General features: G+C 64.6%; 20 protein-coding genes. 3 read left to right on the top strand and 17 right to left on the bottom strand.

What is annotated here, in order from left to right; translation table 11 throughout:
* Positions 1 to 9: 9 nt before the first annotated feature.
* Genes VGH98_14610 through alr form a run of 6 tightly spaced genes read right to left on the bottom strand, consistent with a single transcriptional unit; the run spans position 10 to position 6,418 of the window.
* Positions 10 to 1,254 (bottom strand): ATP-binding protein, encoded by a 1,245-nt coding sequence (locus VGH98_14610; GenBank protein ID HEY2377204.1) that lies wholly within the window; start codon positions 1,252 to 1,254, stop codon positions 10 to 12.
* Complete coding sequence (locus tag VGH98_14605; protein HEY2377203.1) at positions 1,218 to 2,408, bottom strand: hypothetical protein; 1,191 nt, start codon at positions 2,406 to 2,408, stop codon at positions 1,218 to 1,220. The genes VGH98_14610 and VGH98_14605 overlap by 37 nt, the downstream gene beginning before the upstream one ends.
* Positions 2,405 to 3,712: a hypothetical protein gene (locus VGH98_14600; GenBank protein ID HEY2377202.1), complete on the bottom strand. Its 1,308-nt coding sequence runs from the start codon at positions 3,710 to 3,712 to the stop codon at positions 2,405 to 2,407. The genes VGH98_14605 and VGH98_14600 overlap by 4 nt, the downstream gene beginning before the upstream one ends.
* Positions 3,709 to 4,149, bottom strand: coding sequence for a cytidine deaminase (locus VGH98_14595; GenBank protein ID HEY2377201.1), 441 nt, complete (start codon positions 4,147 to 4,149; stop codon positions 3,709 to 3,711). The genes VGH98_14600 and VGH98_14595 overlap by 4 nt, the downstream gene beginning before the upstream one ends.
* Positions 4,150 to 5,319: a phosphopentomutase gene (locus tag VGH98_14590; GenBank protein ID HEY2377200.1), complete on the bottom strand. Its 1,170-nt coding sequence runs from the start codon at positions 5,317 to 5,319 to the stop codon at positions 4,150 to 4,152.
* Complete coding sequence (gene alr / locus VGH98_14585) at positions 5,312 to 6,418, bottom strand: alanine racemase (GenBank protein HEY2377199.1); 1,107 nt, start codon at positions 6,416 to 6,418, stop codon at positions 5,312 to 5,314. Before alr ends, VGH98_14590 begins: the two co-directional genes overlap by 8 nt.
* 46 nt (positions 6,419 to 6,464) lie before the next feature.
* Here alr and mazG point away from each other — a divergent pair, with 46 nt between their 5' ends.
* Positions 6,465 to 7,250 carry a nucleoside triphosphate pyrophosphohydrolase gene (gene mazG, locus VGH98_14580; GenBank protein ID HEY2377198.1) on the top strand — a complete coding sequence of 262 codons (786 nt, stop codon included), beginning with the start codon at positions 6,465 to 6,467 and terminating at the stop codon, positions 7,248 to 7,250.
* A 56-nt stretch (positions 7,251 to 7,306) separates the two neighbouring features.
* Here mazG and asnS read toward each other — a convergent pair whose 3' ends face one another.
* The gene (gene asnS, locus VGH98_14575) at positions 7,307 to 8,608 is read right to left on the bottom strand and encodes an asparagine--tRNA ligase (protein ID HEY2377197.1); all 1,302 of its coding nucleotides are present in this window, start codon (positions 8,606 to 8,608) and stop codon (positions 7,307 to 7,309) included.
* A gap of 179 nt (positions 8,609 to 8,787) precedes the next feature.
* On the opposite strand from asnS, the gene VGH98_14570 reads away from it, so the two are divergent.
* Together VGH98_14570 and VGH98_14565 are read left to right on the top strand one after the other, a co-directional pair.
* A complete protein-coding gene (locus VGH98_14570; protein ID HEY2377196.1) occupies positions 8,788 to 10,251 on the top strand; it encodes a HAMP domain-containing sensor histidine kinase in 1,464 nt (487 codons plus the stop codon).
* A gap of 12 nt (positions 10,252 to 10,263) precedes the next feature.
* Complete coding sequence (locus VGH98_14565) at positions 10,264 to 10,827, top strand: hypothetical protein (protein HEY2377195.1); 564 nt, start codon at positions 10,264 to 10,266, stop codon at positions 10,825 to 10,827.
* A 187-nt stretch (positions 10,828 to 11,014) separates the two neighbouring features.
* On the opposite strand, the gene recG is transcribed toward VGH98_14565, so the two are convergent.
* The 10 genes from recG to VGH98_14515 form a co-directional block, all read right to left on the bottom strand.
* A complete protein-coding gene (gene recG, locus VGH98_14560; protein HEY2377194.1) occupies positions 11,015 to 13,114 on the bottom strand; it encodes an ATP-dependent DNA helicase RecG in 2,100 nt (699 codons plus the stop codon).
* Positions 13,115 to 13,125: 11 nt separating this feature from the next.
* Complete coding sequence (gene ftsY / locus VGH98_14555) at positions 13,126 to 14,055, bottom strand: signal recognition particle-docking protein FtsY (protein ID HEY2377193.1); 930 nt, start codon at positions 14,053 to 14,055, stop codon at positions 13,126 to 13,128.
* Between the two features lie 193 nt (positions 14,056 to 14,248).
* Positions 14,249 to 16,084: a hypothetical protein gene (locus VGH98_14550; GenBank protein HEY2377192.1), complete on the bottom strand. Its 1,836-nt coding sequence runs from the start codon at positions 16,082 to 16,084 to the stop codon at positions 14,249 to 14,251.
* A gap of 62 nt (positions 16,085 to 16,146) precedes the next feature.
* On the bottom strand, positions 16,147 to 17,421 hold the full coding sequence (locus VGH98_14545; GenBank protein HEY2377191.1) for a M23 family metallopeptidase: 1,275 nt from the start codon (positions 17,419 to 17,421) through the stop codon (positions 16,147 to 16,149).
* 5 nt (positions 17,422 to 17,426) lie between these two features.
* Positions 17,427 to 18,626 carry a cell division protein FtsZ gene (gene ftsZ / locus VGH98_14540; GenBank protein ID HEY2377190.1) on the bottom strand — a complete coding sequence of 400 codons (1,200 nt, stop codon included), beginning with the start codon at positions 18,624 to 18,626 and terminating at the stop codon, positions 17,427 to 17,429.
* Between the two features lie 419 nt (positions 18,627 to 19,045).
* Entirely contained in the window at positions 19,046 to 20,305 is a 1,260-nt protein-coding gene (gene ftsA / locus VGH98_14535; protein HEY2377189.1) for a cell division protein FtsA, read from the bottom strand.
* Positions 20,302 to 21,021, bottom strand: a complete 720-nt coding sequence (locus VGH98_14530) for an FtsQ-type POTRA domain-containing protein (GenBank protein ID HEY2377188.1) — start codon at positions 21,019 to 21,021, stop codon at positions 20,302 to 20,304. Before VGH98_14530 ends, ftsA begins: the two co-directional genes overlap by 4 nt.
* Positions 21,018 to 22,418: a UDP-N-acetylmuramate--L-alanine ligase gene (gene murC / locus VGH98_14525; protein ID HEY2377187.1), complete on the bottom strand. Its 1,401-nt coding sequence runs from the start codon at positions 22,416 to 22,418 to the stop codon at positions 21,018 to 21,020. The genes VGH98_14530 and murC overlap by 4 nt, the downstream gene beginning before the upstream one ends.
* 32 nt (positions 22,419 to 22,450) lie before the next feature.
* Positions 22,451 to 23,587 (bottom strand): UDP-N-acetylglucosamine--N-acetylmuramyl-(pentapeptide) pyrophosphoryl-undecaprenol N-acetylglucosamine transferase, encoded by a 1,137-nt coding sequence (locus VGH98_14520; GenBank protein HEY2377186.1) that lies wholly within the window; start codon positions 23,585 to 23,587, stop codon positions 22,451 to 22,453.
* On the bottom strand, positions 23,584 to 24,771 hold the full coding sequence (locus VGH98_14515; GenBank protein ID HEY2377185.1) for a putative peptidoglycan glycosyltransferase FtsW: 1,188 nt from the start codon (positions 24,769 to 24,771) through the stop codon (positions 23,584 to 23,586). Before VGH98_14515 ends, VGH98_14520 begins: the two co-directional genes overlap by 4 nt.
* Between the last annotated feature and the right edge of the window lie 19 nt (positions 24,772 to 24,790).

Here is a 24,790-nt window from a genome sequence, read left to right as displayed (position 1 = left end):
GCTCCGAGCTTAAACGAGCGGTGCGCCGGACACGCGGACGACGCGCTGCGGCGGCTTGAGCGGCAAGGTGAAGTGGAAGGCGCTTCCCTGCCCTTCGGCACTCTGAACCCAGATCCGACCGCCGTGCGCGTCGACGACCAGCTTGCAGAAGGCGAGCCCGAGACCCGAGCTGCGCGTGCGCGGCACGCCCTGGGTTTTCACACGTTCAAACTTGCGAAATATCACTTCGTGGTATTGCGGCGGGATGCCCGGCCCGTTGTCGGAGACGGTGAAGAGCACACCGTCACCATCCTTCCGCGCCTTGAACTCGATCTTCACCGCCTGCGCCGAGTGCGTGACGGCGTTCTGAACGAGATTGTTCAGCACGCGCTTGAGCAGTTCCTTATCAGCCTCGAATACGGGTGCGTCATCCGCAACTTCGACGGTGGCCTCGGTGCCTTCCTGCTGAAAGCGAACCTCCCATTCGTGCTCGATCTCGGTGAGAAACGCACCGGGCGCGATCGGCTGCAGGTCGAGCGTGAGCTCGGCCTCCTCGATGCGCGACACCTCGAGCACGTCGTTGATGAGCGCGAGAAGATCCTCGGCCTTGCCTTCCGCCTCGCCAACTGCCTTTCGCTGGTCTTCGACGAGCGAACCGAAGTCACCGTCGAGCAGCATCTCCATCGTGGCCAGGACGGAGGTCAGTGGCGTCTTCAGATCGTGCACGATCATCTTCATGAGATCATCGCGCATTTTCTGCAGCTCGCGCTGCTTGCGAAGGCTCTCCTCGAGCGCGTCGGTGGCCGCTTTGAGCTTGAGAAGGCTCCGAACACGAGCGCCGAGGACGAGTCGATTGTGCGGCTTCGTCAGAAAGTCATCGCCGCCCGCTTCGATCGCCTTCACGCGGTCGGTGGTGTCGTTGAGCGCGGTGACGAAAATGACGGGGATGTTCTTCGTGCGGGGATCGCGCTTGATGCGACGACAGACCTCGAATCCCGTCGACCGGTCGTCGCAGCCGAGGTCACCGGCCGGCATCGACACGTCGAGAATGCAGAGATCGGGCTTGCTGTCGAAGCACGCTTTCAACGCGGACGGTCCGTCGTGCGCGGGGATTGCACGAAAGCCCAGCACATGGAGCTGATCGAACAACAGCTCCACGTTCGCCGGAACGTCGTCGGCGACGAGAATCAGCGGCGCATCGGCGGGAGGACCGTTGCTCTCCACCTGTCGCTGATCGGTCAGGGACGAACGCCCAATCCGATGCTCAACGTCCATGCGCGTTCACTGATCCCGAGATTCGCAACGCGATTGGAGTGCAGGACCGCAAGATCCGAGATGACACGTCCGCCGGCAAACGACGTTCCCAATCCTGCAGTGAACGTCCGTTCCGTAACGTTTTCACTCGTCGGGCCAGCGCCGTATGGCAGCGTACGCCACCGGCCTCCGAGGCGGAGCATCAAAGGCTGCCCGCCTCCCAGGTGTGGGCCGGCAATATCCGCCCCAACGCTCGTGTCCCATGCGTTCACAGGCTGAGCGACGCCCGGCGTGAGCCCCTTCAATGACGACCATTTGTCGTACGCTGTGCGCACGGCGATCTCGCTGCCGGCGATGCCAACGTACGCCAACGAGAAGCCAAGACGATCCGGTACGTGCGCGTGCGCGAGCGCCGTGTCGTTGCGGGTCGCGTTGAGCGCCCCGCCCTTTCGGAACGACGCGGACGCGATCGCGATCTTTGGCGCGACGAGCTCGATACCGCCGGATACCGCACCACCATCGAAGCCGATCGTGGTGCTATCCGCAAAGTTTCCAAAAGCGCTGTTGTTTGTGAACGTGCGGCCGACAAATACGCGATCGCTGCCGCTCATCAAGTGTCCGCCGAGACCGAGTCGCACGTAGGTAGTCGGGGTCCACGCGGCGGCGAGCTGCAGGTCGTTGATCGATCCGCTGGATCCCGCGATGAAGGTCGACGCGACCGTGTCCGGAGCGATGACGATGTTGCTGTCGATCGTCGTCGTCCAGGTGCGATCGAGCAGTGTCGCCGACGTCACGCCGAAAGCCCAGCTCGAGCCGACCGGAATGACCGCGGCGAAGAGCGGGTAGCGCGCCGTCGTCGTAGTACTCGTCGCCGTGCCGACAACGACACTCCGGTATTCCGGCTCGATCTGAAAGAAGAGCGTCGTCGTGCCGATGAACGCGAGCGCCGCCGGATTGATGAGCGACAACGGATCGATCTCGCCGATCGCGCCGCCGGTACCCTCGGCGCGTGTGCTGATCTGGCCCGGTGCGAAACCCAACCCCTGCGTGCTCAGATTCGATTGCGCATGCACGACAATCGGCGCGGCAGCGAGCGCCGCCAGCGCCAGAAGTGTCCGTAGTGAGAGCTTGCTCAACTCAGGCGACGCTCGATCATGCAGGAAGTGCCACGTCATGGAAGCCCCAGGGTGACGCGAGGAACGTACGTGAGTTGCAACCGAGGCCGCAGCGAACTGTCGGCCTGACTGGAGAAGAAGGCGGCCATTGCCGGGTTCGTGCCCTCGCCGCCGACAGCCAGCACGAGCGCGCGTTGCGTTTGCTCCACTTTCGTGTTCTTCCAGACGCGGACGATGCCGACGAGCTCCATGCGTCGCTGGCCGGAGTCCGACGGCACGACGCGCAGCGAGTCGGTCGCGAGCGTGGTGTTCACGCTCACGAGGCGCATCAGTCGTGGTATGTCGGTGAGCACCGTGCCGGCGGTAATCGCAAATGGGTAGACGCCCACCGAGTCCCCAGCGTTCGGGCTGTTTCGCATGGGGAACTGGGTGAGATACAGCGTCGCGCGGACCACCGTTGACGAATCGACGATCCGCGACGGCAAGTCGAAGCGCATGTAGGTGCGGTTCGCGGGGAACCCACCAATGGCGATCGTGTTGCTCTGGCGCGTCGCCAGGTTCTTCGCGGTGATGACGTAATCCTCGAGATCGGTGCGCAGCTGCGCGAGTGACGTATCGGCCGGCGTTTGCGATAACAACGCAACCGTTACTGCCGTATCCGACGCGGGCTTGAAGCGCAGCGTCGCAGGAGCGACCCCCGATGATTGAATGCGCAACTGTGTCGAGGTGCTCGATACGAGACGGAGCCCGATACGCAGACGTTGTGCGTTCACGATCTTGCCGAGCACCGTCGCCGACGCCACGGGCAGCTGGAGCGTATCCTTGGCGAGCGACTCCGGCGCGAATGTCTTCGAGCCGATCAGGTTGCTCGGATTGAACAGCGGCAAGTAGTCCGAGGCAACGGTGTCGCTCGCGGCACCGCCGACGTCGTAGAGCTCTATGGTAACCGGCGTCGTGGGTAGGCCGGGAAGGCCGACGACGGTCGACGTGTCGAGCACGATGCCAAGCATCGCGCTATCGACGTGGTTGACCAACGAGTCCGCCGGTACACTGGGATGCGGATAGCTCTTGCTGATCGAGTCGAAACGGAAGATCACGCGCGTGTCGAGCGTGTCGCCTCGCGCCGCGAGCAACAGCGGCTGCTCCTCGCCGATGGGCGGAAAGCCGGCGAGGCTGGAATCGACCGCGAGCGCCTCGACGGTCGTATCGCGGAGCTGCACGTCGGGTGTCGGGCAGACAATGGGACATCCTGCTCCCGATTCCAGCTTCTCGCCGCACGCCGCGACAAACACGGCGGCCGCGAAGCCGCTCAGAATGAGCATTCGTGAAACCCAGGGAGCACGCAAATTGAATCTCCGGTTCATCGCCGGTCCAAAGATTTGGGGGTAAATGCGCGCGGAAGGAGCTCATCCAGCGTCCAGCGCGCTTCGCGTCCCTCGCTCGTGATGCTGACCACGAGCAAGTGTGGTGAGAATTCTTCCAGTACCTGGCGGCAAATGCCGCAGGGCGGAGTTGGCTCTTCGGCTTCGGTCGCGATCGTGATCGAATCGAATGCCCGATTGCCGCGAGCGACCGCCGCCGCGACGGCGCTCCGCTCCGCGCAGATGCCAGCGGGGAAGGCCGCGTTCTCCACGTTGCACCCTTCCGTGATGCTGCCATCCGTCGCGAGGAGTGCTGCTCCAACGCGAAAGCGGGAGTACGGGGCATAGGCGCGGGCCATGGCGCCGAAGGCGCGCTCTCGTAGCATCGTCATGACGCGGTCGCCCTGCGCCTCGACGATCGCCGATTGGTCGCTTGCCATTTATGCGGCCAGTAAGGTCCGGAGAAAAGACCTGCCGGCGCCGGCAAACGGAACGGCGAACCAGTCGGCGATCGTGGCGCCGAGGTCCGCAAAGGTCTCGCGTGTGCCGACCGCTACGCCGGAAACACGCGGGCCCAAGGCGAGCAGGGGCACGCACTCACGCGCGTGATCGGTCGACGGCGTGGTTGGATCGTTTCCGTGGTCGGCGGTAATGAACAGCAGGTCGTCCTCTCTCAGGGCAGACACGAATGACGGCAGGGCGGCGTCGAACTCGCGCAACGCCTGATAGAACCCCGGAACGTCGTTCCGGTGCCCGAATTGCTGGTCGAAATCTACAAGGTTGCCAAACAGCAACCCACTCTGGGCCTTTTCGATCCAGGTACGAATGCAGACGATGCCGTCCGCATTGCCCGCCGTGTGCTGCGACGTGATGGCTCGACCGGCGAAAAGGTCGTCGACCTTTCCGACGCCGGTGCGCGGGATCCCTGCGGACGCGAGCGCGTCGAGCAGCGTTTCCGCGGGCGGCGCGATCGAAAAGTCGCGCCGATTCTTCGTTCGCGAGTATGCGCCGGCCGAACCGACGAATGGTCGCGCAATCACTCGCGACACGTCATTGGGCGCGACGAGCATTGCCCGCGCGATCTCGCATGCGGAGTACAACTCCGCGAGCGGCACGACGCCCTCGTGCGCCGCGACCTGAAAAACGGAGTCGGCCGACGTGTAGAGCACCCAACAACCGGTGCGTTCGTGTTCGGCACCAAACTGATCGATGATCGCCGTTCCGCTTCCGACGACGTTCCCGATCACGCCGCGTCCGGTGCGCTCGGCGAACGTCTCGACGAGCGACGAGGGAAATCCCTTCGGGTACGTCGGGAATGGACGCGCCAGGTGCACGCCAGCGATCTCCCAGTGCCCGGAGGTGCTGTCTTTTCCCGCCGAGCGCGGAACCATGAGTCCCCACGCACCGGCGGGCGCGTCGATCGGCGCAACGCCGGCGAGCGGAGCGATGTTGCCGAGGCCGGCGCGCTCGAGGTTGGGAAGCTCCATTGCGCCAACAGCACGCGAAATATTTCCGAGCGTGTCACTGCCGACGTCGCCGTAGGTCGCCGCGTCCGGCGCGGCGCCGATGCCGACGCCGTCGAGGACGATGATGATTGCGCGTTTACTCATCGCCCTCGGGATGCGCCGTGTCGTTTACATAACGACGTGGCAGGCGCGAGCGCAGGCCGGTGAGGACCTCATACGGCGAGAGGTCGGCCGACGCCGCGACGTCGGCGACGGTCAGTCTCTCGTCGCCGTCGGCTCCGATCAGTGTCACAACGTCACCGATTTCGCATGGGATGTTGGTCACGTCGATCATCGTCATGTCCATCGTCACGAGGCCGGCGACGGGCGCGCGCCGTCCGCGGACGAGAACCGTTCCAATATTGCTCAACGCGCGGCGATAGCCGTCGGCGTAGCCGATCGCGAGCGTCGCGATGCGACGCCGACCGTCGGCACGAAACGTTGCACCGTAGCTGACGGTGTCTCCCTGCTCGATGTCGCGCGTGTCGACGACGCGCGCGCGCAGCGACACCACCGGATCCGGCGCGATCTCCGCACCATCTCCCGATCCCACGCCGTACAGGAAGATCCCCGGTCGCGCCAGGGTCCAACGTCCCTTCTCCCGCACGCTGTGCCTCGCGACGGCCGGGCTATTTTCGGCGTGAATCATCTCTGGACGCACGGGCAGCTCGGCGAGGACGTGCGCGAAGCGCTTCTCCTGCTCCTCGCGCGAACCGTCGGCGCGCTCAGCGGAGTGGAAATGAGTAAATACTCCTTGCGGCGGCGACGCGGCGACGACGTCGCGGAGCTGGGCGACCTCACGCCAGGAAACACCGGCGCGGTTCATTCCGGTGTCGATGGCGAGGTGCCACGGAAGGCCCGCGCGCGCCCACTCGCGAATGGCTTCAGCGCTCCCCAGGGTTGGCGTTAGGCGAGCGCGACGCGCCGTGTCGAACTCTTCGATCAACAAGGGAGTGAAGACGAGAATGGGCCGATCGATACCGGCGCGGCGCAGCTCGTCACCCTCGCCAACCGTCGCGACGCCAAAGCCCCACGGATCGAGCTCCTGCAGCGCACAGGCAACGCGCGTCGCGCCGAGTCCGTATGCGTCCGCCTTGACCATCGGCAGCAGACGCGCGGCGGCAAACTCGGCGACGCGTGCTCCGTTTCGCAGCAACGCGCCGAGGTCGATCTCGACCCAGGCGCGTGTCAGAAGGCTTTGCATGCGCTATGATTCGCGAGTCGTGAAGGATATCGGAGCCGAGGACGCCATGCAAGCGAAACCGACACTTGAGGATACGCTATCACTGATGCGCGATCTGCGGCGTCGGTGCGAGTGGGACGCGGCGCAGACACACGAGTCGTTGCGACCGTACTTGATTGAAGAAGCCTACGAAGTCGACGACGCGATTCGTGCTGGCAACGATGCGCTGCTTCGCGAAGAGCTTGGCGACCTCCTGCTCCAGGTGCTGTTCCACTCGGTCGTTGCCGAAGAACGAGGTGCGTTCGACTTTCATGACGTCGCGGAAACCTTTCTCACGAAGATGAAGGGAAGACATCCGCACCTGTACGGAGACGGCGCACGCCAGCCGTGGGAACGGATGAAGGCAAGGAAGCGGGAAAGCATCGTCGATGGTCTTCCCGCAGATCTCCCTTCACTGCACCGCTCGTTCCGTCTCCAGGATCGGGCCGCGGGTGTCGGCTTCGACTGGCCCGATGTCCGCGGACCAATCGACAAGGTACGAGAAGAGATCGACGAGGTCTGCGAAGAGATCGCGGCCCATCCGGATCTCGAGTCGCACTCCTCGACGCCACGCTACGACGAGCACCACGAGCGATTGGAGGACGAGCTCGGCGATCTTCTATTCGCAGTTGTGAATCTGTGTCGTAAGGCAGGCGTACACCCGGCGCTCGCGCTCGATCGCGCCAACATCAAATTCGCGCGGCGGTTCAAGCGGGTCGAACAGCTCGCTACCGAACGCGGTCTTCGCGTTGGCGAGGCATCGCTGGCGGAGCTCGATCGAATCTGGGATGAGGTGAAAACGAGTGATGGGTGACTGGTCGCTGGTGGTTGGCACGTCCGAATCACGAACCACCAATCACCGACCACCAATCAGGGCTTCAGCCGCGACATCATTCGCGGGAACGCGATCACTTCGCGAATGTGCGACAAGCCGCAAATCCACGCGACCGTGCGCTCGAGACCAAGACCGAAGCCGGAGTGCACGAACGTTCCGTAGCGGCGAAGGTCGAGGTACCAGTCGTACGCGTCGAGCGGTAACCCCTCCTCCTTGATCCGCCTGACGAGTCGGTCGTAGTCGTCCTCACGTTGCGATCCGCCGATGATCTCGCCGTAGCCTTCCGGTGCGAGACAGTCATCGCACAACACGGTGCGGGGATCGGCCGGGTTCTCCTTCATGTAGAAGGCCTTCGCGACTTTCGGATAGTTCATGACGAAGACCGGCTTATCATAGTCTGCGACGATCAGCGTCTCATCTTCCGCGCCGAGGTCTTCGCCCCACGTCGTCGCGCTACCCTTCTTCTTCACGATCTCAACCGCCTCCGAGTAGTCGAGGCGTACGAATGGCGGCTTCACGCTCTCGAGCTTCGACGTGTCGCGCTCCAGCATTCGCAATGAATCCGAGCATCGATCGAGCACGCGGCGGACGAGAAACGAGACGAAATCTTCCTGCAGGCGCATGTTCGCCGCGGAGTCGTACCACGCCACTTCCGGCTCGATCATCCAGAACTCGGTGAGATGACGGCGCGTTTTGGATTTCTCGGCGCGGAACGTTGGTCCGAACGTGTAGATCTTTCCAAACGCAGCGGCCGCCGCCTCTCCATATAGCTGGCCGGTCTGTGCGAGGTATGCCTTTCCTTCCTCGAAGTACTCAGTCTCGAACAAGCCGCTCCGCTCGCCGATCGCCGCGGTGAGAATCGGCGTGTCGATGCGGAGAAACCCACGCTCGTAAAAGAAGTCGTGGATCGCTTGCTCGATTTCGTTCCGCACCGTGAAGATGGCGCGCTGTCGATTGCTGCGGAGCCAGAAGTGACGGTGGTCGAGGAGAAAGTCGACGCCGTGCTCCTTGGGCTGAATTGGATAGTCGAGCGGACTTGGACCGACGATCTCGAGATCAGCGGCGGCGATTTCGAATCCGCCCGGCGCACGCGCGTCCGCCTTGACCTCGCCACGAATTGTGACGGAGGTCTCCAGGGTGAGCGATGCAAACCGCTCCCAGGCTTCGGCTGGTAACGACGTTTTTACAAAGACCGCTTGTGCGATCCCGGTCCCATCGCGAATTACGGCGAACGCAACCTTGCCGGAGGATCTGAGGTGTGTCACCCAGCCGTGCAGCGTCACCGTCGATCCGACGAACTCGCGGAGGTCGGCGATGCGCGGTATGTAATCGTGCATGAGGTACGTGTTCGAAAAAGCTTAAGACAACGGCAGATCGAGGTACGCTACACGACCAGGGAGTGCAATTGTACCCCGCGAACGCGTGACCCGCGCCACGGCGCCGGACTTGCAACGTCGAGATTCTAACTCATGTCGATCAACGCGCCGCGGAAATGACTTTGCGCTCGAGGCTCATTGTGGGCCTCCTCACCATCGCGGTAATTCTGGTGATACCGCTGTTGATTGCGGTACAGGCCATGGATCGGCTGCACCGCGATGCTCGGGCGCTCCGCGATAAGGAATTCGCTGCATCCCTCCTGCTCGGCCGGCTCCGCGAAGGACTGAACGTTCTTCGACGACAGGAGACAGCGCTCCTCTTCGTGCACGACGCGCACACCCGCGACACGATGGACGCGCAGCTGAAGATCGTCGCCGCAACGGCTGACTCGTTGAAGAATTTCAATCTCGACAAGTCCGCCGGTGACGTCGCAAGGCACATCGGTGAGATCGAGGCGTGGGCGCCGGAGGAGTACGCCGCGGCCCTGGCCGATCACCGCGACGAAGCGGAGCAGATCTCGTCGACGCACCTCGTTCCAGCACTTGGCGGCGCTGATCTCAGCCTTCTCGAAGCAGAACGTGCCTTACGCCAGCGAACTGCGGAGCGCGTCGCGTCAGCGGCGATCGAGATCTCGAGGGCAAAGAACGTCTCCGCCATGGCCGAGATCGGCGCGCTGATTCTTGCCGCCCTCATTGGCGTCTGGCTTACGCGTCACATCGCACGGCCGGTGAGAGATCTGGAAAGAGGTATGGAGGCAGTCGCCAACGGAAATCTTGGCTACAAGCTGCCGCTCTCGCCCTCGCGCGCAGACGAATTTGGCCGGCTGGCGACGAGCTTCGAGGAAATGACGAAGCAGCTCACCGAGCTCGACAAGCTGAAGGCCGAGTTCGTTTCGGTCGCGTCCCACGAGCTCAAGACCCCCATCAATGTGGTGCAGGGCTACGTGCAGCTCCTGGATGAGGGCGTCTACGGTGCGCTCAGCGAACAACAGCGGGCGGTGCTCCAGACGCTCGAAACCCAGATTCAGTCGCTGGCGCGACTCGTGAAGCAGCTTCTCGACGTGAGTCGATTCGAGGCGGGCGGCGGCAAGCTCGAGCTGCGCCGCGTCGCACTCGGCCCCTTCCTCGACGACCTGGAGCGCGCCTTTCACGTTCTCGCCGTTCAACGTTCCATTCGTTTCGTCGTGCATCGCGCCGACGGCTTGCCGAGCGAGGTGATGTGGGACGCGGACCGCATGAACGAAGTGCTCGGGAATCTGCTCTCGAACGCGTTCAAGTTCACACCGCGCAACGGAGAGGTGGATCTGTCGATCGATCCGGTGAACGGCTCGGTCCAGATCGACGTGCGCGACTCGGGTGCCGGCATACCGCCCGAGCAGGTTCCACACATCTTCGATAAATTCTACCAAGCTGATAATCAGGTAGAGGGATCGAAGGGTTCTGGGCTAGGCCTCGCGATCGCGAAGAACATCGTCGAGGCGCATGGAGGCACCATTCAGTGCGAGAGCACGCCGGGCGTGGGAACGACATTTACGATCACTCTGCCGACGCGGACGAGCCGCCGCGCATCGTTGCCACGCCGCGAGCCTGCGGAGGCCGCGTAACCCTGGCGCGCCATGCACGCGATAGTCGTTAGGTATTCCACCGTCATCGCCCTGCTCGTCGCGCAGGGCTGCGTCGCCGCACGCGTGGGTCCAGGACCGAGCGCGGGTGGGACCGACTGGCCTCAAACCCTCGCACACGCGGAAGCGGCGGCGTCGGAACGTCGTTACGCGGATGCGGATCGCCTCCTGGCTCAATTCGCCGCACAGCATCCGGGCACGCCGGGCGCCACCGAAAGCGCGTATTGGCGTGGCGTGCTCTCGCTGGAGCCGGCGAACCAGGACGGCACACCCGAGATGGCGATCGCATTCTTCGACGTATACGGAAAGTCGCCCGGCGCACTCCCACATCGTCTCGAGGCCGATGTTCTGCGCCACATCGCGCAGAAATTGCAGTCGTCGTCGCAAGTGATCGCGAGCGCGGCGTCATCGTCTGGCACGGCCACAACGGCGAGCCTGCCGGCCGCCGACGTCAAGGCAAAGGACGCGGAGATTCAGCGGCTGAAGGACGAACTCGCAAAGGCCAACGACGAGCTGGAACGGATCAAGCGCCGCCTAACGGCCCCGACGAAACCGTAGTTCGCTTTCACTCCTGAGTGAAGTAGTCAGCCACGGCCTGAGTGATCCGACAAGCAGATCCCTCGTTCGTCGCTTCAGCCTCGAGGGCAGGCACTCCTTGGAGTTCGCATCTACCGTTTCTAGATGCTTGTAACGCGATGAGGCCTCTACGCGAGGACGAACGAACCACCATCATGTCCAGACGGTGTTAGCCAACCCTGAACAGCTCGAGCGATCGCCGGTAACGCTCGCCTAACACACGACGAAGTCCCGCCTGCTCGGCCGCGCCGAGATCGGGATCGTGCACGAGCAGACTTTCGGCGGCGAGTCGCGCGCGCTCGCCGAGTGCCTCATCCCTGAGCGGATCGGCAACGCGGAATGTCGGCACGCCACTCTGTCGCTCGCCGAACAGATCGCCCATGCCGCGAATCCGCAGATCCGCGCGCGCGATCTCGAAGCCGTCGTCAGTCGAAGAGAAGACTCTCAATCGATCGGCCGCATCCGGACTCACGTCGCCGAGCAGGATGCAGAAGGACTCTTCGGCGCCGCGCCCGACGCGTCCGCGCAACTGATGCAACTGCGACAGACCGAACCGTTCCGGATGCTCGATGACCATGACCGTCGCGTTAGGCACGTCGATGCCGACTTCGATCACCGTCGTCGCGACGAGCACGTCGATCTCGCGATCGCGGAAACGCCGCATGATCGCATCGCGCTGTGCGGCGTCGACGCGGCCGTGGAGCAAGGCAACTCGTCGCTGCGCGAAGGGGCCGGCGGCAAGCGCCTCGTACATCGTCGTTGCCGCCTTGAGGTCCGTCTTCTCGGATTCCTCGATCACGGGATAGACGATGTACGCCTGGCGCCCCTCCTCGAGCTGACGATCGACGAACAGCATCACGCGATCGCGCGCCGACTCGCGCCGCATGGCCGTCATCACGGGCTGACGACCTGGTGGCCGCTCGTCGAGCACGCTCAGATCGAGATCACCGTATAGTGTGAGCGCCAACGAGCGCGGAATCGGTGTCGCTGTCATGAGGAGCACGTCCGGCGCTTCACCCTTCGCCGCAAGCGCCTTGCGCTGCTCGACGCCGAAGCGATGCTGCTCGTCGACAGCGACGAAACCGAGGCGCGCGAACAGCGTCGCCTCCTGAACGAGCGCGTGCGTTCCGATGACGAGCACCGGGTCGGTCGAGAACAGTCGCTGCGCGACGTCCTTTCGCTCCCGCGCCGAGAGACTTCCCGTGAGCAGGAGCGGCTCGACACCCGATGGCGCGAGGAGCGTCGTCATCGTGTGCCAGTGCTGCTCGGCGAGTAACTCGGTCGGCACCATGATCGCCGCCTGATAGCCGTTCTCGATCGCGAGCAGCGCAGCGAAGAGGGCGACGATCGTTTTGCCGCTGCCGACGTCACCCTGCAAGAGCCGTTGCATGCGATGCTCGCTGCACATGTCGGCGAAGATCTCGCGCGTCGCGCGTGTCTGAGCGCCCGTGAGCTGAAAGGGCAAGTTGTCCTTGAGCCGGGTGGTGAGTTGGCGCTTGTTCTCGAAGCGAATGCCGCGCCGCTCCTCGCGCGCGAGTGATTTCGCTCGGAGATGGAGCAAGTTCACGAAGAACAGCTCCTCGAACGCCAATCGCTCCCGGCCACGCATCGCTTCCGCGAGCGACACGGGTCGATGCACCATGCGCAACGCATCACGGATCGCCGGCACCTGAGCCGCCGCGAGGACGTCGTTAGGCAAGTACTCGCTGACGAGCGGCAGCAACGCGTCGAGGTGGTTGTCGATGATCGACCGGATGATCTTGAACGACAGACCCTCCGTCGCCGGATACACCGATAGCACACGGCCCTCGGCGGTTCCGCTCTCGTCGTCGCCGAGATTGATGAATTCGCGAGGCTGCAGCTGGCGACCGTGGAAGAAGCGCACGCTCCCGGTGACGAGCAGCGTGTCGCCCTTGGATATCGTACGGTCGAGGAAGGGCTGGCCGGGCCATGAGACCTCGATCATTCCGCTCTCATCGCGAAGGACGGCTTGAAAGATTCGCAGGCCTCGTCTGGTCGGGATGATCCCCTTGGAGATCACGCGGCCGATGACCGTGCCCTGCATGCCCGGTTCGAGCGACGCGATCGCGGCAACGGTGCTCGCGTCTTCGTAGCGATGAGGAATGTGGTATAGCAAATCGCCCGCGGTGATGACGCCGAGTCGCCGGAACGCCTCCGCGCGAGCGGGACCGACACCCTTGAGATAGGTGATGCCGGTATCGAGAAAGAGCCGCTGTCCCGCTCCCGGGCGCGATTGCGGTGACGACATCCGCGGGGCGCTCACTCGTCGCTGAGAAGGTCCTCGGAGAATGCCGCTGCGTCGAACGCGACGATGTCGTCGGCGCCTTCTCCGACGGAGAGAAACTTCACGGGCACATCGATCGCCTCGTGCACGGCGACTACAATACCCCCGCGCGCTGTTCCATCGAGTTTTGTGACGACGAGTCCTGTGACAGGAACCGCGGCCGCGAACGTCTTCGCCTGCTGCACCGCGTTCTGGCCGATCGTCCCATCGAGGACGAGCAACGTCTCGTGAGGCGCTCCTGGCAAGCGCCTCGCGATGACTCGCGCGACCTTCTTGAGCTCGTCCATCAGGTTCTCGCTGGTGTGCAGCCGGCCCGCGGTATCGATGATGACGACGTCTGCCTTACGAGCAATCGCGGCGTCGATCGCATCGAAGGCGACGGCCGCAGGATCGCTGCCGGCGCGCGCGCCGACGAACTCGGCGCCCGTACGCTCCGCCCAGAGTCGCAGCTGATCGATGGCGCCCGCGCGGAAGGTGTCGCCCGCCGCGACGAGTACGTGCTTGCGCTCACGGTGAAATTCCGCACTGAGTTTCCCGATGAAGGTCGTCTTGCCGGCACCGTTCACGCCGGCGATGAGAATGACGAACGGCGCACCGCTGGGCGCCGTTAGGCGCGGATCGCTGTTTCCGGCGCGTAGCGCGTCTTCGACGCCACGGCGCAACGCCTCCTGAAACTGGTCGCGCGTCTTGACGTCGCCGCGCTGCGCGAGTCGCTCGACGTCCTCGACCAGACGCAGTGTGACGGGTACGCCGAAGTCAGCCTCGAGCAACAACTCCTCGAGCCGTTCCAGCGATCCCGCCTCGACGCCGCGGACGGCGACGCCGACGTCCATGAGAGCCACGTCCTTGATGCGCTGCCAGAGCGAGCGACGCGGCGAATCGGATTTCTTACGAAGAAGACGCACTGTGAGGGTCGACGAGGGGCCAGGGTTGAGGGTTGCGGGTTGCGGGTTGCGGGTTGCGGGTTGTGGGTTGTGGGTTGCGGGTTGTGGGTTGCGGGTTGCGGGTTAGCGAAAACTACCCTCTGCTCTCAACCCTCTGCCCTCTGCCCTCTGCCCTCTGCCCTCTGCCCTCTGCCCTCTGCCCTCAACCCTCTGCTCACCGCATTCCGATGCGTCGGCGCACGACCCATTCCGCGCAGAGGAACAGCACCAGCAGCGCGTACGCCCAGCCGGCCGTTCGGAGACGCGGAGCCGAGTCGACAGGGACGCCACCGCTGATTGCGCCGGCGCGAACGCGCGGGGGACTCGGCAGCCACTCTCGGGAATTGTTGACCGCGAGCATCGTCGTGCCTCCGCGCACCGTCGCAGTGTAGATCCCGGGAGCAAGCGCCGGACTCTCGGTGACGTTTGCATCGGCGCGGAAGCGAAGCGTCATCGAATCTACGCGGGTTGAATCCGCGCGGACGCGAGTTGTCGCGCCGAGTCGGCGCAGCACCACGAGCACGGATGAGTCGCTGGCGCTCCCTCGATGCCACCGCACCGGCTCACCGGCGCGAAGCACGAGGCCCGTCGGCACCGCGGCCCGGCGGTCCGCCCGCTCTGCCGCGAGCCAGTCGAAGAGGCTGCCCCAGAGCGCGGTAAAAGCGTCGGCGGAGGGACCGCCCCGTGAGCGCCAGGCGTACAGACCGGACGCGGCAACGACGACGACCCGCCGCGGAGTATCGGTGCCGGCGATGATGACACGTCGATCGTCCTCCCGACCAAGGCGCACTTCGAGCGCACGCCACTGGCCCGCGGGAGAAACGCTGCCGACGGCGATCGGCGGCAGACTGTCCCACAGCAAGCCGCTCAGCGCCGGCGCGAGGGGCGAAGGCGGGACGGCAGCGACATACCACTCGCCGTCGCTCGTGGTCGCTGGAACCACGAGTGCCAACGGTCCCCTCGTCGCCGCACGCGGCGGTCCGAACGCGGCCGTGTCTCCGTGGAGAATGGCGACGGGTGCCTCGCGGAACGCGGTGCGAACGTCCGCCTCCGATACCGGGGCCAGCGACCCATCCACCCGCCAGGCGTTAGGCGCGACGCGAAAATAGCCGCGCGTTGGAACCGCAAGCGCGCCGCGAAGCACGCTGAGTGCATAACGAGCGTCGAGGTCCGGTGACGTGGAGACGAACACCGCGCTCGCGGCACGCGACAGATCCACCGCCATCGACAGCGTATCGTTGCGCGGCTCGGCGTCTCCCGGGCTCTTTACGATCGCACGCACGACAGTTGGTCCTTCGCGTCCCTCGACTCTCGCACGAACCAGGATGGGACGCTCCGCATATGGGCCGAGGCTGTCGACGGGGACGGAAAGTACGGCGGCGTCGCCAACCGTGAGGGTGAGCTTCCCGGGCGCGGAGCCCTTTGCGCCGGCAACGAGGCCGACATGGACCTCGACCGTGTCACCGCTCACGATCGCACGAGGCAACTCGAGCGACGCGACGGCGAGGTCAGGAGCCTGCGGATGATTCACGACCACGACGCGCGAGCCGGCCGGCAGGTCCGATAGCGCTTGCGGATCCGCGAGCTCACCGTCGGTGACGACGACGAGTGGATGGCCTCGGCCAAGCGCGCGCTCAACCGCCGGGCGAACGATGGAGGAGAGGTCGCCTGGCGTCGTTAGGCTATCGGTGGTGCGGATCGCCCGTAACGAATCACCGAAGAGAAACAGCGACTCCGGCTTCGCGACGCGGACGTCTCGCCACGCCTGCTGCCATGGCAGCGCGTCGCCACCTCGTCGCCAGCTCGCCGACGCATCGAGCGCAACCCACGTCGTGAGCGGTTTGCGCGGACCAGCAGGTGCGTCGAGCAAAAGCGCCGCGAGGATCGCGACCGCACCGAAGCGCAGCAGCGCGGGTGCGATCGCCCGCAGGCCCAAACGAAAGTCGCGTCCCGCGTACTGCAGGATGGCGAAGAGAAGACCGGCTAGCGCGGCGAGGAGCCACGATGACATGCGCGAAGTTTAGCCGGGCATGCACGACCGACGAAGCGTCCCGACGCGGAGCGTACGAACTGCTAACGCTCAGCGAGTCCGGTAGCGGTCTCGGGAGATTGTGCCTCGAGCAACGCCATCAACTGCGAGCGCTGGCGCTCGAACGCCGGCCGCTCAGACGACGGCACTGGATCGCCACTCCGATCACGTAGCGCCGATCGAGGATCGCGCTGTACGCCGTCGACCAGCACCTCGAAGTGCAGATGCGGACCCGTAGCGAGTCCGGTCATCCCGACGTAGGCGACCGTCTGGCCGATGGCCACATGCGATCCCACACGCAAGCCAGCCGCGAACCCGCGCAGATGGCCATAGCGCGATACGAAGCCATTGCGATGGCGAATCTCCAGTACGTTACCGTACCCGCTGCCCCAGCCGGCCCGAACCACCACACCATCTCCAATGGCGCGGACTGGCGTTCCGGAAGCCGCCGCGTAGTCCGTCCCCTTGTGCTGCTTCCAGACGCCGAGGATCGGATGGAAGCGACCACCAAAGGTGCTCGAGATCCGCCGGAACTCGAGCGGCGCTCGGAGAAACGCCGCGCGAAGCGACTTGCCATTTGCGTCGAAGAAGTCGCCGCTCACGCTGCGGCTCGCGTACCGAATGGCCTGCAGCGCGGTGCCTGACAGCGTGAACGTCGCCGCGAGAATCCTTCCGATCCGCACTGCGCCGTTCGATGACGATGAGCGCTCGGCCATTACACGGAACGAATCGCCGGGCTGAAGGTCGCGGCTCATGTCGATCTTGTACTCGAATACGTCCGCGAGGGACCAGGTGAGCTGCTGGCGCGCTTGGGGCGTCAGAATCGACTGCGCACTGGAGTCCATCGCTTCGTAGAGCGTCGAGGCGATGTTGCCGCTGACGACGATCGTGTCAGTCTTCCACGGCAACTGCTCCTCGGATTCCGTCCAGGCGGCGCCGTCGCGCTTGAGGTGCAACAGCCGGTCGATCGCGAGATGCAGGACGATCTCGGTCGGCGCCGAGTCGGGCGCGGGCGACCGGAACGCGATCGGCATTCCCGCGCGCACTCGGCCGGGGTTGATGATCGTCAACGCCTTGAGCGCTTGCGTGGCAAGCACTTCGCTCACACCGCCGCGCGCGAACACGCTGCGCAGCGACTCACCGCTGGCGAGCGTGTCGATTCGCTCGCGGAGCACCGTCACGGGGAGGGTGGCGATGCTCTGTCGTTGCGGGCCGAGCAGCTCTTCAGCGGGTTTTTTGTCGGGGAGCCGGGGCGTTTGGTACAATGCCCCGGCGACGAGAATCGCCGCCACGCCATACGTGACGGCGCGTTCGATCACGCCCTTCAATCCATCTGCCTCCGAATGAACGTCGGGATCTCCATGTCGCTGAGATCCTGAGTGCCCTTGTCGAGCGGGCCCGGTCGTGATGGACGCGGCGCGTCGGTCGACGACGTTCGTCCGTTGGGGCTGCCGCTCACACGAGCAGGACGATTGGCGGGGAACGGAATCACAGGAGAGCTCTTCGCACCAGGACCAGGCGTCGCCGTCAGCGATTGGACCGGCGTGACGAGCATCGGTTGCATCGCCTTGTCGAAGCCGGTCGCGATGACCGTGACACGGATCTCTCCCTGCATCGCCGGCTCGTGAACCGCGCCGAAGATGATCTCGGCGTCGTCACCGACGGCGTCATGGATGATCTCGTTGATCTGATGCACTTCGCCTAACGTGAGATCGGCGCCGCCGGTTATGTTCACCAGCACACCGGTCGCACCGGAGATGCTCACGTTGTCGAGCAACGGCGAGCTGATCGCCTGCTGTGCCGCCTCGATCGCGCGATTCTCACCGCGGCCGATGCCCGTGCCCATGAGCGCCGAGCCACCTGAATGCATAACGGTGCGAACGTCGGCGAAATCGACGTTGACCAGGCCGGTCACACTGATGAGCGACGAGATGCCCTGCGTCGCATGCAACAAGACTTCATCCGCCTTCTTCAAGGCATCCTGAAATGGAATGCCCTTTCCAACGACCGCGAGCAGCCGCTCGTTGGGCACGACGATCATCGTGTCGACGTTCTTGCGCATGTCGGCAATGCCCTGCTCTGCCTGGCGCATGCGCTTGCGCCCCTCGAAGAGGAACGGCTTCGTGACGATGCCGACCGTGAGCGCGCCCGCTTCCTTCGCCAACTCAGCGACGACAGGCGCCGCACCCGTACCGGTGCCGCCTCCCATGCCGCAGGTGATGAAGACGAGATCGGAATTCGTGAGCGTCCGCGAAACTTCTTCGCGATTCTCCTCGATCGCTTGCCGGCCGATCTCGGGCCGCGCGCCAGCGCCGAGTCCGCGCGTCAGCTTCTTGCCGATCTGGATTTTCACGTCGGACTTCGACGCGAGCAACGCCTGCGCATCCGTGTTGACGGAGATGAACTCGACGCCTTCCAGATGCTCGTCGATCATGCGATTGACGGCGTTGCCACCACCACCGCCGACGCCCACCACCTTCATGCGAGCGTTTAGCGTCGCGCTCTCTTCGAACTCGAAGATCATTGAGAGTGAAGCTCCCGTACGGCGTTTGGTGGGGACGGAACCACGGGGTGAGGACGACTCGTGCGTGTTTCGAAGCGGTCAACGAGGAGGGAGTAGCTACGCACCGCCGGTGGAAAACGCCTCGGCAATATAATGCGTTCTGTGCGTGCGAGAAGCTTTTTTCTTTTCGCTTGACGAGGGATCGCGCGAAGAATCACGAGGGTAACACGGAAAGTTTTCCACAGTACGAATCACGCACGACAGCTTTGTGTGAGCGACAGAGAGAAATGTCGCGCACACGTGTCGCGCTGGAATTTCAGTGCGAGTTTAGCGGCACTTGAATCGCATGCCTCGCGCCACGAATTCGCGTTAGTTCGTGCTGACGCTTTTTGAGAGCCGGTTATGAGCGGGAGCCGGCGTCGGCGAGAACGACGAACTACTCAGAAGAAGTCCTGTAACCAGAACTTCACCCTCTCCGCAAATTTCCCGACGCCACCGCCGCCCGCTGTGAGGCGGCGCACACCCGCACCCGCAGCGCCGAGCGCGACGCGATGCGCCGCGTACTGAGCGAGCCCCACGGCCGTGGCGAAGCGGGGTGCTTCCACGGAGTCGCTCAAGCCGCCGATGTTCTCCGCCGGAAGACCGACGCGCACACCCGTCCCGAACACATCGCTCGCCAGTTCCGCGACCCCCTGCATCGCTGCCGCGCCCCCCGTGAGCACCACACCCGCGCTCAGTTTCCCAGCGTAGCCCGCGGTCGCGATGTCGCGCTGCACGAGATCGAAGATCTCGTCCATGCGCTGATGGATGATGTGGGCGAGCAGCTCGCGCGGAATGTGGCGATCCCCCTGCGCGACGGTGCTCGGGAGCTGAATCACGTCCGACGGATCGACTAGCGGCTCATACGCGCAGCCGAATCGCTCCTTGAGTCGCTCGGCGTCCGCCTGGGTCACGCCCAATCCGTGCACGATGTCGCTGGTGACGTTGTTGCCGCCGAAGGCAACTGTGCCGAGGTGGCGGATCTTGCCCTCGTGAAAGAGCGCGAGATCGGTCGTGCCCGCGCCCATCTCCACCAGCGCGACGCCGAGCTCCTTTTCGTCCTCGGTGAGGACGGCCAACGCGCTCGCGAGCGGCTCGAGAACGAGCTCACGCACGCGGTAGCCAGCGCGCTCGACCGACTTGCGCAGGTTGAGCGCGGGCGAGCTACCGATCGTCACGAGATACATCTCCGTCTCGAGACGTGTTCCGATCATGCCGATGGGATCGCGAATCCCGGTGTTTCGATCGACGGTGTATTCCTGCGGGATCGCGTGAAGCAGCTCGCGGTCCGTCGGAATTGCCTGCGCGCGCGCGACCTCGTTTGCACGATCGATGTCGTGCTTGTTGATCTCCTCGCCGCTCACCGCGACGATGCCTTTGCTCGTCATTGCCTGCACGTGTTCACCGGCGATGCCGGCATACAGCTCTTGCACCTGGGTCCCGGCCATGCGCTCGGCGTCCTGTAGCGCCTGCCGAATCGAGCGCGTCGTCTCCTCGATATCGGACACGACACCGCGACGCATCCCCGTCGTTCGCGCCTGGCCGACGCCGAGCAGCTTGATCGACGGGTGCTTCGGCAGATCCCCTGTCGTTTCCGCGATGATCGCGGTCGTCTTCGCGGATCCGATGTCGAGTCCAGCAACGAGGCGTTCCGGATTCATGGCAGTCTGGCGATGACCTGGTCTCGGTAGCGCAAATCGATTTCCGCCGCGTGCAAACCGCGACGGGTGAGGTCGTCTTCAACAGCGGCAATCTCCGCGAGCCGCGCCGACGTCACGTCGCGCATCGCACGCACGGGTGTGTCGGCGAACTGCAGTAGCACCTCGTCTGAAGCCGTGATGCGGATTTCGCTCAGGCGATCGTAGAGCGCAGGTGCCTCATTGCGCAAGGCACTCAGCAGATGAAACAGCCCGAGATCGCGTCGCGGAAGGATGGGGACGTCGATCGGCGTCCGTGCGAGATCGATCGGCAGCAGCGTTCCCTCGGCGTCGAACGCGCGCAGCCCGTCGTTCGTCGGCACGAGGGCAATGGGAAGTTTCTCCTGAATCTCGACGACCAGCGTTCCGGGCAGCTTTCTCCGCACCGAGACGCTCTGGAGCTGGAGATGAGAGGCGAGGCGCGCCGCCAGAGGACCGGTCGGATCCCAGACCGATGCCGTCGTATCCACGTGCAGACGATCCATGACGTCGCCCACGGAAATGTAATGCGCGCCGACGATCTCGACCTTGCGAACTCGGAAAAATGAGAGCTGCCGCAGGACAAGCGGTCCCCAGAAGGGAGCGCCGGCGACGAGCACGACGGCGCTGACGATCAACGTGAGCCTAACGCGACCCTTGGACCAACCGGCATCAGCGCCAGCGGCCGCTGCCTCGCTCATTGTCGCTCCGTGAGCAGCGCGAGCAACTCGGGCGCAGTACGAGTGATATCGCCCGCGCCCATCGTAATGACGACGTCGCCCTCGTGCACTTCGGATGCGAGCGCCCGCGCGACGTCAGAACGCTCGCCGCGCCAAACGAGACGCGCGGACGCGGACTGCATTTCGTCGGCGATGAGCGACGCCGTCACGCCTGGAATCGGCTTTTCACGCGAGGGATAGATCTCGGTGAGGAAAACCGCGTCGGCAGCGCCGAGCGCGCCCGCAAACTCGGCAGCGAAGTCGCGCGTTCGCGAAAAGAGATGGGGCTGGAACGCCACGACGATGCGACGCAGCGGAAAAGCGCCGCGTGCGGCGGCGAGCGTCGCCGCGATCTCGGTCGGATGGTGCGCGTAATCGTCGAAGATCGTGACGCCGCGCGCCTCGCCGATTCGCTCGAAGCGTCGCTCGACGCCGCGAAAAGACGCCAGCCCACGCGCCAGGTCCGATGCGGGCGCACCGAGCATCAGACCACTCGCGAGCGCCGCCAGGGCGTTGAGCATGTTATGACGTCCAGGCACGCGCAACGCCACGCTGCCTAACGTTTCACCGTCGTACTCCAGCTCGAAGGCGCTGCCGTTCGGCGTATCGCGCACCGGATGCCCGATGAGTCGCGCGTCGCGCAGCGCCGGCGCCTCCGGTGTGCCGTCGGCAATCGCATAGCGGACTACTTCTGTTCCACTGGGCAAGCGCATACCCGCAGCTCCGGCGTCTTCGGCGCAGAGGACAATCGCGCGGGCGCCTCCGACAAATTGCGAGAACGCCCGCCGGATATCGGCAAGCCCGTCGTAAATGTCGAGATGATCGGGTTCGATGTTCGTCACGACAGCCACCGTCGGCGCGAGCGCGAGAAAGGAGCGATCGTATTCGTCCGCTTCGACGACGTACAACCGGTCGGTGCCTTTGCGCAAGTTGCCGGACCATGCGCCGACGCGGCCACCGACGAGCGCCGTCGGATCGCGACCGGCGGCGGCGAGCGCCTCCGTCGTCATCACGGTCGTCGTCGTCTTTCCGTGCGTGCCGGCAACGCCGACGAGCTCTCGGCCGTGTGTGACCTCGCCGAGCGCTTCCGCGCGACGTATCACTGGCAGCCCGCAGTCACGCGCACGCTGTAGCTCCGGATGATCCTTCGGCATCGCCGACGTGACGATGAGCGCGCGCGCGCCATCGACGTGAGCCGGATCGTGCGGCCCGACTTTGATGCCGAGTCGCCGCAGGTCGTCCGCTTCACCGGGGTTCGCGTCGCATCCAGTTACGGCAACTCCGCGCCGCACGAACAGCTCGGCGAGCGCGCTCATGCCGGCGCCGGCAATGCCGACGAAATGGACCGGGCGTGGGTCGTCGGAATCCAGAAGGCGCATGAGCGCCGCAATCTAGCAATAGGTGACAGGTGCTAGGTGGCTCCGCCTATCATCTCAGCGATGCGCCCAGCAATGTCCATCGCCGCGTTCGGGCGCGCCCGTGATGCGGCAGCCTGCGCGAGTCGCGCGAGCTCTTCCGGCTGTGACAACAGCTCGCGTAGCGTGGTATCGAGTCGCTTCGCCGTGAAATCGACTTGTGGGATGTAAATCGCCGCGCCCACCGCCGCGAGCGTGCGCGCGTTGATCGCCTGATGATCCGCGGCCGCCGTCGGCAAAGGGACGAGAATCGCCGGAATTCCCCAGGCGCAGAGCTCCGCTGTGCCCATCGCGCCGGCACGCGCTACGGCGAGATCGGCGGCGGCATACGCATCACGCATCGGCGCGATGTACGGCCGGATGATGACGGCATCGCTGGCCAGCGAGGCAAATTCGTCGTACGTGCCTTTCCCGGTCGCCCAGATCACATACAAGTCCGCTGGACGCTGACCGGAGCGGAGCCACTGCGCTACGGCGGAGTTGATCGCGCGGGAGCCCTGGCTGCCGCCGAAGACAAGCAGAACGCGCCCACCTGTCGGCGGGAGTCCCCACTGTCGACGAGATTCGGCTCGGGATGGTCGATCTCGCGGCGGCGGCTCGATCGGATTGCCCGTGTCGATCAGCGTCGATTGATTCGCCTTCGGGAGATAGCGCACTGCCTCCGGATACCCGAGATAGACTGCGCGCGCCCATCGCGAGAAGAAGCGCATCGTTAGGCCTGGAAAGCTATTCTGTTCCTGGAGCACGTAGGGAATGCGATGCGCGGCGGCGTATGCGAGAGCGAGGCCCGATGCGTAGCCTCCCGTGCCGACGATGGCGGCCGGCTGCTGCTCCCGCGCAAGGTGACTGAGCTGACGCCACGCACCGACGGCGCCGCGCGCAGTTTTCCAGTTGCTCCAGACTTTCGTGCGGTACAGCGGATGGAGATCAAGCAGTACGTGCGGGAATTCCGTCGCCGGCAGTATGTCGCGCTCGATCCCTCTCCGCGCCCCGATGAAGAAAGGCTCAACATCCGGTCGCAGCTGTTTCAAGGCGCGCGCGATCGCGAGACCCGGATACAGATGACCGCCAGTGCCACCGCCGGCGAACAGCACACGCGGCCCTGTGCTCTCGACGCGTCGAGGTTCGATCACCGCGTTGCGGGCGTTGCCAATGGATCGGTGGCGCTACTGCCGAGTACGCGCTCCCTGCTGCTGCCGATGTTCACCAGAATTCCCGTGAATAGCATCGTGAGCACGAGATTCGATCGGCCGTACGAGACGAACGGCAGCGTGAGACCCGTCGTGGGCAGCAGCCCGATGACGACGCCGACGTGCAGGTAAGCAGTGAGGACCGTAACGAAGGTCAATCCGACGGCGAGCAGCTGCAGGAAGGGCGAGCGCGCATTACGAGCGATTCGAAAGCCCAGCAGAGCGTACACCCCGAATGCAACGACGATCGCGGCGAGACCGACGAAGCCCCATTCTTCGCCGATGTTGCTCGCGATGAAATCGCTGTACGGATACGGTAGAAACCCTGCCTGCTGCCGACCTTCGCCAAAGCCCACGCCGAAGGCACCGCCCGAGCCAACGGCGACGAGCGACTGCTTCAACTGGTAATTGACCGCGCCGGGTGCGCCGCCCGGATCGAGGAAACTCGAGAGCCGCAACAGGGCGTATTGCACGCGCTCGATCTTGTGCCAAAGCACCGGTATGGCGAGGGCGCCGAGCGCAACGAAATGACTCATGCGCGCGCCGCCAACGAAAAGCAGCAGCGCCATGAGCAACGTGTACAACATCGATACGGAGAGATCGGGCTCGAGCGCCGCAAGGACGTCGAGCAAGCCGATGATCAGCAAGAAAGGCACGAGCCCCTTCGTTAGGCGTCGCAGCGAATCGCCCTTGCGGACGACGAGCATCGAGCACCACGCGATCACACCGAGCTTGCCGAGCTCCGACGGCTGAAACGAGCTCCCGAAGAGAAACCGCTTCGATCCGTTGATGCGCGGCGCGATGGAGTCCGGCAGAACGAGCGTCAGCACCATTGTCGCGATCGTGAGGAACATCAGCGGCCATGCCCACTCGCGCCATTTCTCCGCATCCACCTTCGCGACGATTGCGAAGGCAACGACGCCAGCGGCGACACCTGCGAGCTGGCGCAGGAGGTAATAGGCACTTCCGTGGTTCTCGTTCATCGCCACCAGCGCGCTGGCGCTGTACAGGACCGCGAGTCCGTATGCGATCAGCACCGAGCTGACGAGCATCAGTCCTTGCGCCTCCACTCCCATCTTCCATCGGCTGCGCTGGTTGCGGCGCGACTCGGCGGCACGCTGACTCACAGCGGTCGTCTCGGCGCGC

The organism is Gemmatimonadaceae bacterium, from assembly GCA_036496605.1.
Classification (GTDB): Bacteria; Gemmatimonadota; Gemmatimonadetes; order Gemmatimonadales; family Gemmatimonadaceae; genus AG2.
This window is presented reverse-complemented; position numbering and strand designations above follow the sequence as displayed.